9 protein-coding genes and 3 pseudogenes are annotated in these 14068 nt (G+C 39.8%); 9 read left to right on the top strand and 3 right to left on the bottom strand.

The genetic code is table 11. The features are described from left to right. Nucleotides 1–35 precede the first annotated feature (35 nt). From WG932_RS15480 to WG932_RS15470, 3 pseudogenes are all read right to left on the bottom strand, one after another. Nucleotides 36–1426 (bottom strand): annotated as a pseudogene (locus WG932_RS15480) (SusD/RagB family nutrient-binding outer membrane lipoprotein). A 151-nt stretch (nt 1427–1577) separates the two neighbouring features. Continuing rightward, nucleotides 1578–4708, bottom strand: a pseudogene (locus tag WG932_RS15475) (SusC/RagA family TonB-linked outer membrane protein). Nucleotides 4709–6406: 1698 nt separating this feature from the next. Then, nucleotides 6407–7644, bottom strand: a pseudogene (locus WG932_RS15470) (mandelate racemase/muconate lactonizing enzyme family protein). A gap of 252 nt (nt 7645–7896) precedes the next feature. Between WG932_RS15470 and WG932_RS15465 the strand changes: the two are divergent. The 9 genes from WG932_RS15465 to WG932_RS15425 all read left to right on the top strand — a co-directional run bounded on the left by WG932_RS15465 (nt 7897) and on the right by WG932_RS15425 (nt 13635). Beyond that, nucleotides 7897–8145 (top strand): hypothetical protein, encoded by a 249-nt coding sequence (locus WG932_RS15465; protein ID WP_483084635.1) that lies wholly within the window; start codon nt 7897–7899, stop codon nt 8143–8145. Further along, nucleotides 8139–8678, top strand: coding sequence for a hypothetical protein (locus WG932_RS15460; protein WP_483088762.1), 540 nt, complete (start codon nt 8139–8141; stop codon nt 8676–8678). The genes WG932_RS15465 and WG932_RS15460 overlap by 7 nt, the downstream gene beginning before the upstream one ends. Continuing rightward, a complete protein-coding gene (locus tag WG932_RS15455) occupies nt 8579–9049 on the top strand; it encodes a DUF4221 family protein (protein WP_483088660.1) in 471 nt (156 codons plus the stop codon). The genes WG932_RS15460 and WG932_RS15455 overlap by 100 nt, the downstream gene beginning before the upstream one ends. A 302-nt stretch (nt 9050–9351) precedes the next feature. Then, nucleotides 9352–9585: a hypothetical protein gene (locus WG932_RS15450; RefSeq protein WP_483084634.1), complete on the top strand. Its 234-nt coding sequence runs from the start codon at nt 9352–9354 to the stop codon at nt 9583–9585. Further along, nucleotides 9582–10595 (top strand): serpin family protein, encoded by a 1014-nt coding sequence (locus WG932_RS15445; RefSeq protein WP_483084633.1) that lies wholly within the window; start codon nt 9582–9584, stop codon nt 10593–10595. Before WG932_RS15450 ends, WG932_RS15445 begins: the two co-directional genes overlap by 4 nt. 656 nt (nt 10596–11251) lie before the next feature. Further along, the gene (locus WG932_RS15440; RefSeq protein ID WP_483084632.1) at nt 11252–11473 is read left to right on the top strand and encodes a hypothetical protein; all 222 of its coding nucleotides are present in this window, start codon (nt 11252–11254) and stop codon (nt 11471–11473) included. A gap of 833 nt (nt 11474–12306) precedes the next feature. Beyond that, nucleotides 12307–12558 (top strand): type II toxin-antitoxin system ParD family antitoxin, encoded by a 252-nt coding sequence (locus WG932_RS15435; protein WP_149395195.1) that lies wholly within the window; start codon nt 12307–12309, stop codon nt 12556–12558. Beyond that, nucleotides 12551–12850, top strand: a complete 300-nt coding sequence (locus tag WG932_RS15430) for a type II toxin-antitoxin system RelE/ParE family toxin (protein ID WP_149395194.1) — start codon at nt 12551–12553, stop codon at nt 12848–12850. The genes WG932_RS15435 and WG932_RS15430 overlap by 8 nt, the downstream gene beginning before the upstream one ends. A gap of 593 nt (nt 12851–13443) precedes the next feature. Then, nucleotides 13444–13635: a hypothetical protein gene (locus WG932_RS15425; protein WP_483084631.1), complete on the top strand. Its 192-nt coding sequence runs from the start codon at nt 13444–13446 to the stop codon at nt 13633–13635. Nucleotides 13636–14068: the final 433 nt, after the last annotated feature.

Genomic DNA, 14068 nt, shown 5'->3' with positions numbered 1-14068 from the left:
GCACCTGCCTTTTATTGGCAAGTACGCCGCTATGATTAAGGTTGATCCCACCAAACTCTTCTGTCTAAATTATTAGGGCCTTGCCTGCTGATGGCTTCCTGTAAATTAGATCGGTTAACGACAGTTTCTGAATCAGGGTAGGGCATGCTTCGGATAAAATCTCCAGTAATTTCAGAGCCTGCATAAGGGTTAGGTTCTAAAGTAGGGTAGCCACTCCGTCTGAAATTAGCGAATAATTCAGAGCCATCGAGAAAAGAAGCTATCCAATACTCAGTGTTAATTTGCTCCAGGGCCATTTCGGTCACCAAAGGGTGGTTGGAAATATAGCTGCTGATGGCGGATTCCGGAATTGAAGCAGCTGCATCGTAGATGGCCATTTGTTCCATATTGGCCCTGATTCCTGCTTCATAATAGGATGCAGCATCCCCTTGTACCCACCCCTAATGGCAGCCTCTGCCAATAGTAATTGTGTTTGGGCATAGGTGAGAAAAAACTGTGGAGAGTCCACTTTCAAAACAGTATAAATATTTGCCTGAGAGAAGTCCCACAGGCTCACCACTCCATTTTCTGCAAGTACACTATTGATAGAAACGTCATCATGTCCCATGGGCATGCCGATCTGTAAGTCGGGGTCTCGGGTTATCCGGTCAATGGTTTGGCTGGGGCCATTGGTGGCGCCCACATGTCTGATGGCAATGGATTCCAGTCTGGGGTCTTCATTGTTTTTTAAATGTTCAACGAAGGGTTCTGTGAGGTAATAGTTTGCTTTTTCCCTTGCGCCTAAATGAACCCCTATATAGTTATTGAATACTGATGTGTTTCTAAGGGTCGCGTTTTCCTTATTGGAGGCAATCAAACCTCCGGCCACGGCCTTGGAAACATAGGTTTGTGCAGTAGAAGGATCAACTTTAGTCAAGCGCATGGCTGCACGTAACATCAGCGAGTAACCAAATTTTTTCCATTTCAAGGGATCCCCTCCATAGAGGATTTCACTGGAAGAAGTCGGGTTGTTGGGGTTTAATCCGGCTGTAGCTTCTTCCAATTCATTTAAAATGTCCATATAGATAGTTTCTTGGCTATCGTATTTTGGAGTAACTATTTGCTCAATAAACCCTTTTGCCCCTTCAAAATATGGAATGTCTCCATAGGTATCGGTCAACACCATATAAGCATAGGCTTTCCATATCCTGGCAGAATGGTAGAGGTTGGACTCGTCCGGATTTTCCTTGCTTTTCTCTACGGCATCCACCGTATTTTTCAATACGTTTCTGTAGGTGTTTTGCCAGATGTGCGCTGCTCGATCCAGGTTTAACTGGTTGTAATTAGCGCCGGCAAGAGAGCTTCCAAAAGGTGTAATGATTTGTTGTACAATTCCAAAATTGTAGGATAGGTCCTGCAAAGAACTCACCCCATCTCTATAGCGCATGTCAAGTATCCCCTGATTCAATAGAAATACAGGGTTTAAAGAAGTTGGATCTACCAGATTGGTGTTGATTTCATCAAATTTCTCATCACAACTGAAAAATCCTACAGCCATTATCAGGCTCAAAATATATTTTGTTAGCTTTTTCATGGTTTTAAAATTTTACGTTTAGATTAAATCCTAAACTTCTGGTTGGTGGTAATGCCGGCCAGAAATCCATGCCATTGGCATTGTCTGAAGTAACTGATATGTTTTCAGGATCCATGTTTTGAGTCCATTTCTTTAGGATCAATACATTGTTGGCAACACCACTTAAGCGTAGTTGTTTGATAAACAGTTTTTCTGGCAAGTGTTTGCTAAAGTCATAGCTTAGGGATACCTGCCGAAGTTTCCAAAACCCTGCATTGCTCACCCAATCTTCATTGATTCCCAGTACATTGGTAGTTTCGTAGAAAGGCTGAATTAATGATTGGGTGGTGTTGATTTCTCCATTTGGATTGACACCATCACCTACCACAAAACCTTGATCTCTGCCATTGAGAGTGTTTTTATGGAGGCCATGGCGTAAGTAGTTTTGATTTCTCCCGGCAATCATTTTATGGCCTAATTTAAAATCAATAAGTGTGTATAGGCTTAATCCCTTATAAGTGAAAGTGTTTGAGATGCCGCCGTAATACTTCGGTAAAACAGAACCCATGTTTTGAGGCTCGTCATTTCTAAGCGGACGGCCACTGTTTTCATCAAAGACCATTCTTCCTTGGTCATCCCGGAGATAGGTAAAGGTGTAAATTTGACCTATGGGTTGACCTACTACCTGTCTGAGTATTCTGCCTCCGCCTGAACTTACTGTAATCATGGTGTCGGCTTCAGTTAGTCCGAGTTGCAAAACTTCAGAAGTATTGTAAGTGGCATTTACACTTACGTCCCAACGGAATTTTTCTGATCGAATGGGAGCACCTGAGACCAAAACTTCCAATCCTTTGTTCATGCTTCGGCCAATGTTAACCAATTGATTGGTAAAGCTGGATGCATCTGAGATCTGTGTAGCAAGGATCTGGTCATTGGTGATTTTGTGGTAATAAGCAAAATCCAGATTTAGCTTTTCGTCAAATAACCTAAGTTCCATACCAATCTCAGTTTCTTGAACTCTCAATGGTTTTAGGTTGGTGTTGGGAACCGTGCTGGCATTGACTCTTCCAAGTGGGGAAGGTAGCCCGTCGGGGTTTGGGAAAAGATTGTTGTCTACTGCATAAAATAAGGCGTTGGAATAAGGGGAGACGTTGTCATCGCCCACTTCTGCATAGGCCATTCTGAATTTACCGAAATACAACCATTCCGGAAGGTTTTGGAAGGCTTGGGAAAACACAAAGCTGGTCGCCACGGATGGGTACATAATGCTTCTATTGGCCGGGGCCAAAGTGGAAAACCAATCATTTCTGGCGGTTAGGTTTAGAAAAAGCCACTCTTTGTATGAAAATTCTCCCAGACCGTATAGTGAGTTGATTTTTCTTTCAGAAAGACTGTACAATGGGTCTTTTACACGGCCATTCATGACCGTGTATAGGCCGGGGATTACAAAATCCTTGACAGCGACGCTATTGTAATCCATTCTCACAAAGCGTTGGTTTCCTCCCATGGTCAGGTCTATATTGAAGTTGCCAAAGGTGCGGTTGGCGCCAATTAAGAAGTCATGGTTGGTTTCCCGAAATCTTCTGGTGTCTTGGGTGAAACTTCCGTTTACAAAGCCTGCAGGAGCAGGAGGAATGGGGGCATAGCCATTGGGTGTGTTGTAATCATTGTCTCTGACGTAAAAATCCATGGAAAGGCGCCCCATGGCATAAAGCCAAGGTGTGAACTGATAATTTAGAGACACATTACCGATTAGGCGATCTCTTTTAACATTGTCAAACCGCTTGGAGGTGGAATAGTAGGGGTTGTTTCTTACCAGAAACCTGGCCATTACCACCTCATCGCCATTGGGATGGGTGATATTGTTTCTCAAAGCTTCAAAAGGCATTGAATTGGCGAGGGTCATGATAACGGTGGCGGTAGAAAAATCTTGGGCATTTACCTGAGGCGGATTTTGGTTGGCTTCATGGGAGTAATTGGCGTTACCAGAGGCCACTAGCTTGTCTGTTATGTTTTGAGAAAAGCCTAAATTGATCGTTTTTCTATTTAACTCTGAGTTGGGTACAATGCTTTTATTGTCGGTATTGGCAAATGAAAGGCTAAAGCCGCCATTTTCTCCACTGTTGGCTACAGTTACCGTATTGGTCCAGTTGGTGCCCACATTGTAAAATTGGCTAATCCGATCGTGAACTGGCTCGTACGGCCATTCCTCGTTGTCGAATAAAATCTGCGTCATTCCAGGTTCAAATTTCTCACCAAAACTCCAAACACCGGAAGTAGGGTATGCGCTGGTTGGTCGGACGCCTCCTTCACCCTGGCCGTATTCGTATTGGAAATCAGTAAAATCAAGGGGGTATCTGTAGTGAAATTGGAGTTGATTTCCACACCTAGGCCTTTGCTTGAGTTTTTGCTTTTGGTGGTGATCATGATCACCCCGTCTTTTGCCCGAGATCCGTACAAGGCACCGGCGGTTGCTCCTTTGAGTACGGTCAAGGTTTCGATGTCATCCGGGTTGATGCTCAAAAGTCCATCGCCGCCATCTGAATTATTCATTTGTCGATTACCGTAATTTCCTCCCAAGGAGTAATTTGAATTGTCCATGGGTACGCCATTGATGACTACCAGTGGATTGTTTTGCCCACTAAAGGAAGATTGCCCCCTTATCCGGATTTTACTTGTACCTCCGGGGCCTGTAGACATGGAGGAAATGTTTACCCCTGCAACTTTGCCCTGAAGGGCATCTGCAAAATTGGGAGTTCGGTTGTCTGAAATCAGTTCACCATCTACTGTAGTGGTTGAGAAACCGAGAGTTTTGGCTTCTCTTTTGATTCCCAGGGCTGTCACCACCACTTCTTCCAAACCAATGTCACTGGCATTAAGCATCACATCAATTTGGCTTCTGTTTTGGATTTCGATGGTTTGGGTTTGATGACCGATGTAAGAAAAAATAAGGGTAGCGTTTGGAGGAGCGCTTAAACTGTACTTCCCGTCTATGTCTGTGACGGTTCCTTGCGATGTTCCGCTAATGATGATACTTACCCCGGGGAGGGGTGCGTCGCTGGCATCTCTCACAGTGCCACTGATACTGTTGTTTTGTGCGTAGATTTGGCCATACCAAATCATGGTGAGAAAAAGCAAAATTACTTTGTTTTTCATAACTAAGGTTATTTTGGGTTTAGTGATATAAAGTAATTAAGCCAAACAATTGATCTGATTATAACCAATAGTAATAAAATACGATTAAATTGATTTAAAAGGATTTTAAATGATTATTAATTGAGTTAAATAAGACTAAAGGTTATTAAATTTTTCAAATTAAACCATTATTGACTTTAATACTTTATTTATTGTTTACTCAATATATTATTAATCATTTTATATATCAATTTCATATTGTTTAAATTTTAAATATGGTATAAAAATTTTGTTAAAAGGGTAAAAAATAAATGAAATGGAATGGGTTTTAGGTCAAAGAATTATGAAAATATTTTATGGAATCACTTTCATACGATTGCTTTTATTGACCAAAAAATTTTAATAAATGACTAGGGTTTAAGTCCTGCCTGGTAAGGGTTCTTTTGTATAGGTCCTAAGAAAATATTCAATATAGGTAGGAATTAGGATAACTACGGGCGAAAATGATTTTGATTGTTGCAGAAAAAGAGCAACAATACCGCCAAAATTTGGATTGTGTTTCATGCTTTAAACAATCCAAGGCTTCACAGCCTTGGGTTGAGCAAAGTGACACCCTCATGGGTTTTTGGGATTTGTAAAACTATATGTCTTTGTATGGAAATACTTATATCGGTAATTACTTTTCTTTGAAAGCACAAATGTATTAGGCTTTATCGGCCTTCAAAAAGCGTTGTTGGTTTTGGAGCAGGATGGAGGGCGTTAAGAAAATGAGTTAGCTCCCACAAGGAGATCCACTCATTTTTAGCCTGAAATCCTGATCCAAAAAATCAAATGATGGCTACGTAAAAGACATTTGTTCTTTGAATGATTTCCCATCATTTGAAATAAGATTTGACAGCCTTGATTTTTTGGTTCGTTTTTTTCATCAAGGAAAAAATGAACAGGAAAAGAAAAGGTAACCATTAGAAAAAATCAACAAACCATCTCAAAAGGTTAAATTCCCTATGAATTATATTTTATGATCTTGATAAAAGCGATTCTGTCAACATTATTGCCAAAAATGCAACAACACGCCACAATCGTATCGTGCTGATTTGTTTTAACCAAGGCTTCTACAAGTTTGGCTACAAAAGGGACACCTCATGGGGTTTTTGGGATTTGTAACCATATCGGCTTGTATGGAAATTCTTATACCGGTAATTACTTCTTTTTGAAAGCACAATGTATTAGGCTTTATCGGCCTTCGTGCAGTTGGCAGGTTTGAGCAGGATGGAGAGTAAGAAATGAGTTAGCTCCCACAAGGAGATCCACTCATTTTTAGCCTGGAATCCTGGATTCAAAAATCAAACATACAAGCGTAAAAGACATTTGTTCTTAGAACGATAACCCATCATTTGAAATAAGATTTGACAGCCTTGATTTTTTTGGTTCGTTTTTTCATCAAGGAAAAATGAACAGGAAAAGAAAAGGGTAACCATTAGAAAAAGTCAATAAACCATCTCAAAAGGTTAAATTCCCCTATGAATTATATTTTATGATCCTGATAAAAGTGATTTATTTCAACATTATTGCAAGCAACAAGACGCCACAATCGTATCGTTCAGATCGTTTTGACCAAGGCTTTGCAGCCTTGGCTACAAAAATGTCATCCCTCTGGGGTTTTTGTAATCATTAAATTTTAACGTTATAATTCCCATAGGATCTTACTTAAAACCTCTACTACCAATTGTGAATAACGCCATCCGGACTTTTTAGATAAGGATGCGTAAATTCAGTGTTCTTTGTTACCTCAAACAAAAGCGATGCTTTTTCCGGTGAGAAAATCACACCAAGTCCCGGGCGGTCATTGAGATGAACTTTACCCTCCCTGAAATCAATAAAATCTTCATTAAAATAGCTAGGCTTCTCAGGTTCGCCACCTGCCAGCTCTATCATGCAGCGGGTGGGGCTGGATGATCCCAAAACATGTACAAGTGCAGCTGTAGACAGTGGTCCGGTAAAATGCGGAATGATGCCTATGTAGTGGGTTTCTCCAATGGCTATTATTTTCTTGATTTCACTAATTCCTCCCGTATTGGGAAGGGTCACCCTGCTGTAATCGATCAGGTGATTTTCCATCAATACGTTGCTATCCCACCGATCCCCAAATTGTTCTCCCACAGCTATGGGCACCTTGGTCATGTTTCTGATGGTCTCGTATACTTCAGGGTTTTCAGATCGAATGATGTCCTCAACAAAATAGGGTTCCAATTCTTCCAGTGCATCACAGATTTTTATGGCCTCCGTAGTGTCAAAGCGGGTGTGGAGGTCAATGGCCCAATTCCCACTTCCGCCCACGGCCTTGTCTAATTTTTGACACATTTCAATGGTCTTCTTGCTGTTTTCATAAAAATCAAAGGGCAAATCTCCATTTCCCCCTGTAGGCCCTATTCTGTAACATCTTAGTCCGGCCTCAAGGCAGTCTTGTGCGCGACCTTCCATGGTGCTGGCTTTGCTTTTTCGGAAGCCAGTGGCATAGCATTCTACATAATTTCGGGTTTTTCCTCCCAGTAATTCATACACGGGCACATTTAGGGCTTTGCCTTTAAGGTCCCATAGGGCCATTTCTATGGCACCAACTCCATGAAGCTTTTCACGGCCCGGAGGATAAAACATCCCTCTATAAAGGTATTGCCAAAGGTGTTCGATTCTGAATGGGTCTTCACCGATAAGCATTTCCGCACATTGTTTCACCATGTCGGGAGTTCCCCCTTCACCAATCCCAATCAATCCGGAATCGGTTTCTATTTCCACAATGCCTCTTGCCTGATTAAAAAGCGGCTTGTTGTACCCGGGAGCGGCATAATAACGGATTTTTTGATTTTGAAATCGGAACGTGCGTGACTTGAAAAAGGGATTCCGGAAAATAAGGCGACGGAACTCAGGCCACCAATCTTTAAAAATTGTCTTCTTTCCATGGTTAAGGTAGGGTTTAATGCTAATGAAGGGCTTAATCTTCTAATTTAATCTTAATTATACAAATACTATCGGGTTAAATTAAGTTTTGACTTGGTTTGATTGAGCGTTCCAGAAAGTCCTATAGAGTAATGACATGCCAGACCACATTTTTGTCCAAAAAAGGCTTCGTTGTGAGAGATGAATGGGATGAGAATTTTGGAAAGGTTTAATTGTTTCTTTAGTTTTAGATTGAAGGTTAACAAATGTGTTTTATGAAATGGAATCTGTTGTGCTATTGTCTAGTACTCCCCCTCTTGTTATTTGCCTGCCAGAATAGCCAAGAGAAAGGAAGTCTGACATTGAAAGTGGTGGATGAAATTACTTTTGAAACAGATAGCCTGGTGCCTATCAATCCGGGCCATATTCAGTTTTTGGAAACTGATTCAGGGTCTCAAATATTTATATACAATTATTTTAAAAAATATACCAGTTTTATTCCTATCCTGAAGGGGAATTGCTGAAGGAAGTCCCCTTGCATATGGATGGGCCTAATAGTGTCAAGCCTTTTTCAGGTGGAGTACTTATGGCGGAAGACTCTATCTGGCTGGTCAATTATGCTCCTCAAAAAATCGTTTTAATTAACTTGGAAGGGGAGGTCCAGTTACGAAAACCCATTCACAATGAGCTTTTCCCTATTTCTCATATAGGTGTTTCCTTGGAAACCCCACTTTACCAAATAGGTAATAAGGTATATGGTGCGCAACCACTTTTTATGGGGCACCATGACATGGATAAATCGGACATTCAAAAGCACCAGTTGGTTTACAGTTATGATATCTTGGAGGATACCGTGCAGTGGTACGATGTTTTTTACCGGGAAGACTATTGGGACAAGGGAAAAAAGGCAGTGGCTATTCCTGGGCAAAAAGAGGAGATAAAATTTATATTGCGGCCTTGTATGACCATGAAATCCAGATTTTTGACACCAAATCGGGTAAGGTTGTCCATAGAAAAGAGGTTAAATCTGAAAAAGTCAATAATTTTCTTTATGTAGAGGAATTGGCACCTAATCACAGGGCGGCTTTGGAAGATAGGATAAAATATGACCAATATGGTGCCCTGATCTATGATCCTTTTAGGGATGTTTTTTATAGAATCACTAGTCCTGCAGTGGAATATGATCCGGAAGCCTCTGATGAAGACTTAAACCATTTGAATTATTACCGTCCCTATACCGGTATAATGGTTTTAGACAAAGACCTGAATATACTGGCGGAACATACTTTTGACACTTTTGAAGTTTATATTGGAAGAAATTTTTTTGTTAGGGAAGATGGCTTGTACCTCTCTAGAAATAATCTTTTCCATCCTGATTATGATGAGGGGGTTTTTAGGTTTCTGGTAGTGAGGTTTGAAAAGGAGTAAAAGTGAAATTTAGCTAAAGGCCGTTTAAATCCCCCTCTGGGGAGTATCTGCCAATGTTTTTTAACGCTGAATTTTTAGAATTTAAAGGTGCTGTTGAAATGTTAAATCAGGAACGTGCTCGTAAATCCTAAAAAAACATAATACCCCTTTTTTCCAAAGGGGACCAAGGGGGATTCTTTTGCAAATATTCAAAAATACATGCCATTCTAATCCGGAAATGGAATGCGATTTTATTTTTTCAATTTTCATTGTAGCATTTCCTCACCGCTTTCCGTATAGGTGATAAATAAATCCCGAAAATTATGAAAATAACGACTGGTTTGTTCTGTTTATTGGTATTTACCGCTTGTAACTGGGGTGAAGATGAGGAGATCGATCTTACAGCCAATATCCGACCTTTGCAGGTTCAGGAGCAGGAGATGGTTTTGAGTAGTTCTCAATTCGCCTTCGATTTGTTTCATGAACTTCAGAAGAAGGAAGATATCAACCAGTTTTTAGTCCTTACAGTGTACATCAGGCACTCGCCATGGCCATGAATGGCAATGAAGATGAGATTGAAGCAGAATTTATGCGGGTTTTGCGCTTTGAGGGTATGGAATTGGAAGAAGCGAATCAAGCAGCCAAATCCCTGACCAATTATTTATTGAAACTTGACCCCAAGGTGAGGTTGGCTATCGCCAATGCCATTTGGTACAGGCAGGGCTTTGAATTGAATCAGGAATTTGCAGAAGATGTCAGGGACAGTTTTAGTGCAGAGATTGCGAGCTTGGACATGTCCAACCCACAATCCAAGGATATAATTAATCAGTGGATCGAAAACAATACCAATGGAATGATCAAAGACATGCTTGATGCGGTTTCTCCGGATGCTGCCATGTATTTGGTCAATGCCATCTATTTCAAAGCGGATTGGAAGTACCGTTTTGATGCTGATCATACAAAGAAAGCACCTTTTTATACCGCTTCGGGTTCAGAAGTGACGGTCGATATGATGGAATTGTCTTCTCCGGCAGGGTTGAGGTATTACACTGATGGCGCATTGGAGTACCTGGAAATCCCCTACAGTACCGGGCAATACACCATGGGGGTGATCATTGACGAGGATTTTGAATTGGACAATAAGATGGAGGCATTTACTTTGGAAGAACTGGAGCACTTTAGAGCCAATGCGGATACCTCCAATTTTATTCTAAAGATGCCCAAATTCAAGATGGGGTATAGAATAGACAATTTGAAAGAACAGCTACAGAATTTAGGTTTGGTAAAACCATTTGTGCCCAGTCCTCTAAATTTCAGAAAGCTCTTTGTGAATCCAACCGCACCAATGGCGATCAGTAGGGTGATTCACGAGGCGGTTATTGAAGTGAATGAAGAAGGTACAGAAGCTGCAGCAGCCACTGTGGTGGAAATCGAGTTAACCAGTGCAGGTCCTTCCCAACCAAGGATTTTTAGTCTGGACAAGCCATTTGTCTTTTTTATTCAGGAGAATAGCAGTGGGGCGATATTATTTGCAGGTAAACTTGGAGATCCTTCTATGTTGAATTAGATGAGGGTATTTGTTTTTCCAAAAAGAAAGCGCTCAGGTTAAATAAAACAGCAATCCTGCATAATGATTTTGTCAGCATTGTTGCAGAAAAAGAGCAACAATACAGCCAAAATCAGATTGCTCTTCATGCTTTGACCAAGGCTTCACAGCCTTGGCTACAAAAGTGACACCCCTATGGGGTTTTGGGATTTGTTAGGCTTTGCCGACAATATTACCATAGGGAGTAATGTTAAGCGAAAATGAGTCTAGGCTAGTTAAATATTAAGCCTATATGGCTTTAGCTGCGTAACCGTATTCAATTCCATTTACTTTTTCGGCCTTATGGAAATTAGTAAAATGGATTGCTCAATGGCGTTAAAAACAAAAAACTGTTTGAGGCCTTTTTCGGCCGAGTTTTTTTTGTTTAGCCAGGGAGTGATTCATTTTGCGTTAAGATTTACATACAGCCTTGATTTTTTGGTTCGTTTTTGGATCAAGCCAAAAATGAACAGGTAGAAATTAGAATAACTATAGGCGAAAGCGATTTTGTCAGCATTGTTGCCAAAAAAAAAGCAACAATACCGCCAAAATCAGATTGTGCTTCATGCATTGACCAAGGCTTCACAGCCTTGGCTACAAAAATGCCACACCTACGGTGTTTTTGGGTTGGTTAAGACTTGCCGTTTGTATTATCAAAACCTGCCCTGATTTTTAACTCACTCAGGGCCTGCCCTGAAGCGGAGCAACTCAGGGGCAAAAATGAACAGGTAGAAATTTGGATAACTATAGGCGAAAATGATTTTGTCAGCATTGTTGCAGAAAAAGAGCAACAATGCCGCCAAAATCGTATCGTGCTGATCGTTTTAACCAAGGCTTCACAGCCTTGGCTACAAAAGTGACACCCCTATGGGGTTTTTGGGATTTGTAAACTATACGTCTTTGTATGAAATACTTATATCGGTAATTACTTTTCTTTTTGAAAGCACAATGTATTAGGCTTTATCGGCCTTCAAAGCTTATGGTTTTTGGAGCAGGATGGAGGGCGTTAAGAAAATGAGTTAGCTCCCACAAGGAGATCCACTCATTTTTAGCCTGGAATCCTGATCAAAAAATCAAATGATGGCTACGTAAAAGACATTTGTTCTTAGAATGATAACCCATCATTTGAAATAAGATTTGACAGCCTTGATTTTTTTGGTTCGTTTTTTCATCAAGGAAAAAATGAACAGGAAAAGAAAAGGGTAACCATTAGAAAAAGTCAATAAACCATCTCAAAAGGTTAAATTCCCCTATGAATTATATTTTATGATCTTGATAAAAGCGATTCTGTCAACATTATTTCAGAAAAAGAAAGCAACAAGACGCCACAATCGTATCTTACTTTTTTCTGACCATTGACCTACATCCATGACTTTGATTTTTTCAGTTCCTACGGGAATATTGAATATAGGAGGAGGGTTTATTGGGTATTTTAAAGTACCCAAGCCCTAGAGGCGTGTAATAACAATTGTATGAAGAGGGCCAATTCCTGTCAGGCCATTTAACGATGGGCTTTACCCATCGCTGTTAGGCATCACCTTTTCAGGACTCAAAATATAAAATCAAAACACTAGCCGAAAGGGTGTATGTATGGTATAAGCGCAAATTCTCGGCTAAACATGTATTTATGCAATTGCGGAGTGATTTGGGGAAATTACCAATAATTGGTATTTTAGTGTGAAAATTAGAAATTATGAGTAAAAACACCTCTATATCACTCGGAAATTATTTTGACCAATTTGTGAGTAACCAAGTTGCTGCCGGACGGTATAAAAACGTAAGCGAGGTAATCAGAGCTGGACTTCGATTATTGGAAAATGAGGAAAGCAAAGAAATTGCCTTAAGAAATGCAATTCAACAAGGACTAAATAGCCCAATTGTTGAAAACTTTGATTTCGATGAGAATCTTAAAAAACTAAGAGCCGAAAAAAGAAAAAATGGCTAAAGTTGTATTTAGACAAGAAGCCATCGAAGATTTAAATAATATTTGGTTATACACTTTTGAAACCTGGTCTGAAGCTCAAGCGGACAAGTATTACGCAACGATACAAATGGTGTGCAATGGAATCGCTCATAATCCAAACATTGGAAAAGAATATGATGGAATAAATAGAAACCTTCTTGGAATAAAATCTGGAAAGCATATAATCTTCTATCAAATAATTAAACCCGAAAGAATTGAAATTATCAGGATCTTACACGAAAGAATGGATCTGAAAAATAGAATAGCTGAGTAAAAAAATAATACCTATAAATGATTTTTTAGCATTGTTGCAGAAAAAAAGAGCAACAATGCCGCCAAAATCGTATCGTGCTGATCGTTTTAACCAAGGCTTCAGCCTTGGCTACAAAAGTGACACCCCTATGGGGTTTTTGGGATTTGTAAACTATACGTCTTTGTATGAAATACTTATATCGGTAATTACTTTTCTTTTGAAAGCACAATGTATTAGGCTTTATCGGCCTTCAAAGCTTATGGTTTTTGGAGCAGGATGGCGTTAAGAAAATGAGTTAGCTCCCACAAGGAGATCCACTTGCGAAATGGAATCCTGATCAAAAAATCAAATGATGGCTACGTAAAAGACATTTGTTCTTAGAATGATAACCCATCATTTGAAATAAGATTTGACAGCCTTGATTTTTTTGGTTCGTTTTTTTCATCAAGGAAAAAATGAACAGGAAAAGAAAAGGGTAACCATTAGAAAAAGTCAACAAACCATCTCAAAAGGTTAAATTCCCTATGAATTATATTTTATGATCCTGATAAAAGTGATTTTGTCAGCATTATTGCAGAAAAAGCAACAATACCGCCAAAACCAGATTGTGCTTCATGCTTGACCAAGGCTTCCTCAGCCTGCTTACAAAAAGTGACACCCCTATGGGGTTTTTGGGATTCGTAAACTATACGTCTTTGTATGAAATACTTATATCGGTAATTACTTTTCTTTTGAAAAAGCACAATGTATTAGGCTTTATCGGCCTTCAAAGGCTAAGGTTTTTGGAGCAGGATGGAGGGTGTTAAGAAAAATGAGTTAGCTCCCACAAGAGATCCACTCATTTTTTAGCCTGAATCCTTGATCCAAAAATCAAATGATGGCTACGTAAAAGACATTTGTTCTTTGAATGATTTCCCATCATTTGAAATAAGATTTGACAGCCTTGATTTTTTTGGTTCGTTTTTTCATCAAGGAAAAAATGAACAGGAAAAGAAAAGGTAACCATTAGAAAAGTCAACAAACCATCTCAAAAAGGTTAAATTCCCTATGAATTATATTTTATGATCCTGATAAAAGTGATTTTGTCAACATTATTGCAGAAAAAAGAGCAACAATACCGCCAAAATCGTATCGTTCTGATCGTTTTAACCAATTGTATAGGGAGCACCAATTCCTTTAAGGGCGATAAAAAGCGAGGATAAATTCTTCTCTAAAAAATCAATTGACCAATAGGACCTG

This window comes from Cyclobacterium sp. SOCE241, assembly GCF_056867545.1.
Note: the sequence above shows the minus strand (reverse complement) of the source record. Positions and strands in the feature narration are given on the sequence as shown.

Excerpts from the sequence above, each read along its gene's own strand:
- WG932_RS15465 (WP_483084635.1), top strand. The coding sequence starts at position 7,897 with ATGAAATGGAATCTGTTGTGCTATTGTCTAGTACTCCCCCTCTTGTTA.
- WG932_RS15450 (WP_483084634.1), top strand. The coding sequence starts at position 9,352 with ATGAAAATAACGACTGGTTTGTTCTGTTTATTGGTATTTACCGCTTGT.
- WG932_RS15445 (WP_483084633.1), top strand. The coding sequence starts at position 9,582 with ATGAATGGCAATGAAGATGAGATTGAAGCAGAATTTATGCGGGTTTTG.
- WG932_RS15435 (WP_149395195.1), top strand. The coding sequence starts at position 12,307 with ATGAGTAAAAACACCTCTATATCACTCGGAAATTATTTTGACCAATTT.
- WG932_RS15430 (WP_149395194.1), top strand. The coding sequence starts at position 12,551 with ATGGCTAAAGTTGTATTTAGACAAGAAGCCATCGAAGATTTAAATAAT.
- WG932_RS15425 (WP_483084631.1), top strand. The coding sequence starts at position 13,444 with ATGCTTGACCAAGGCTTCCTCAGCCTGCTTACAAAAAGTGACACCCCT.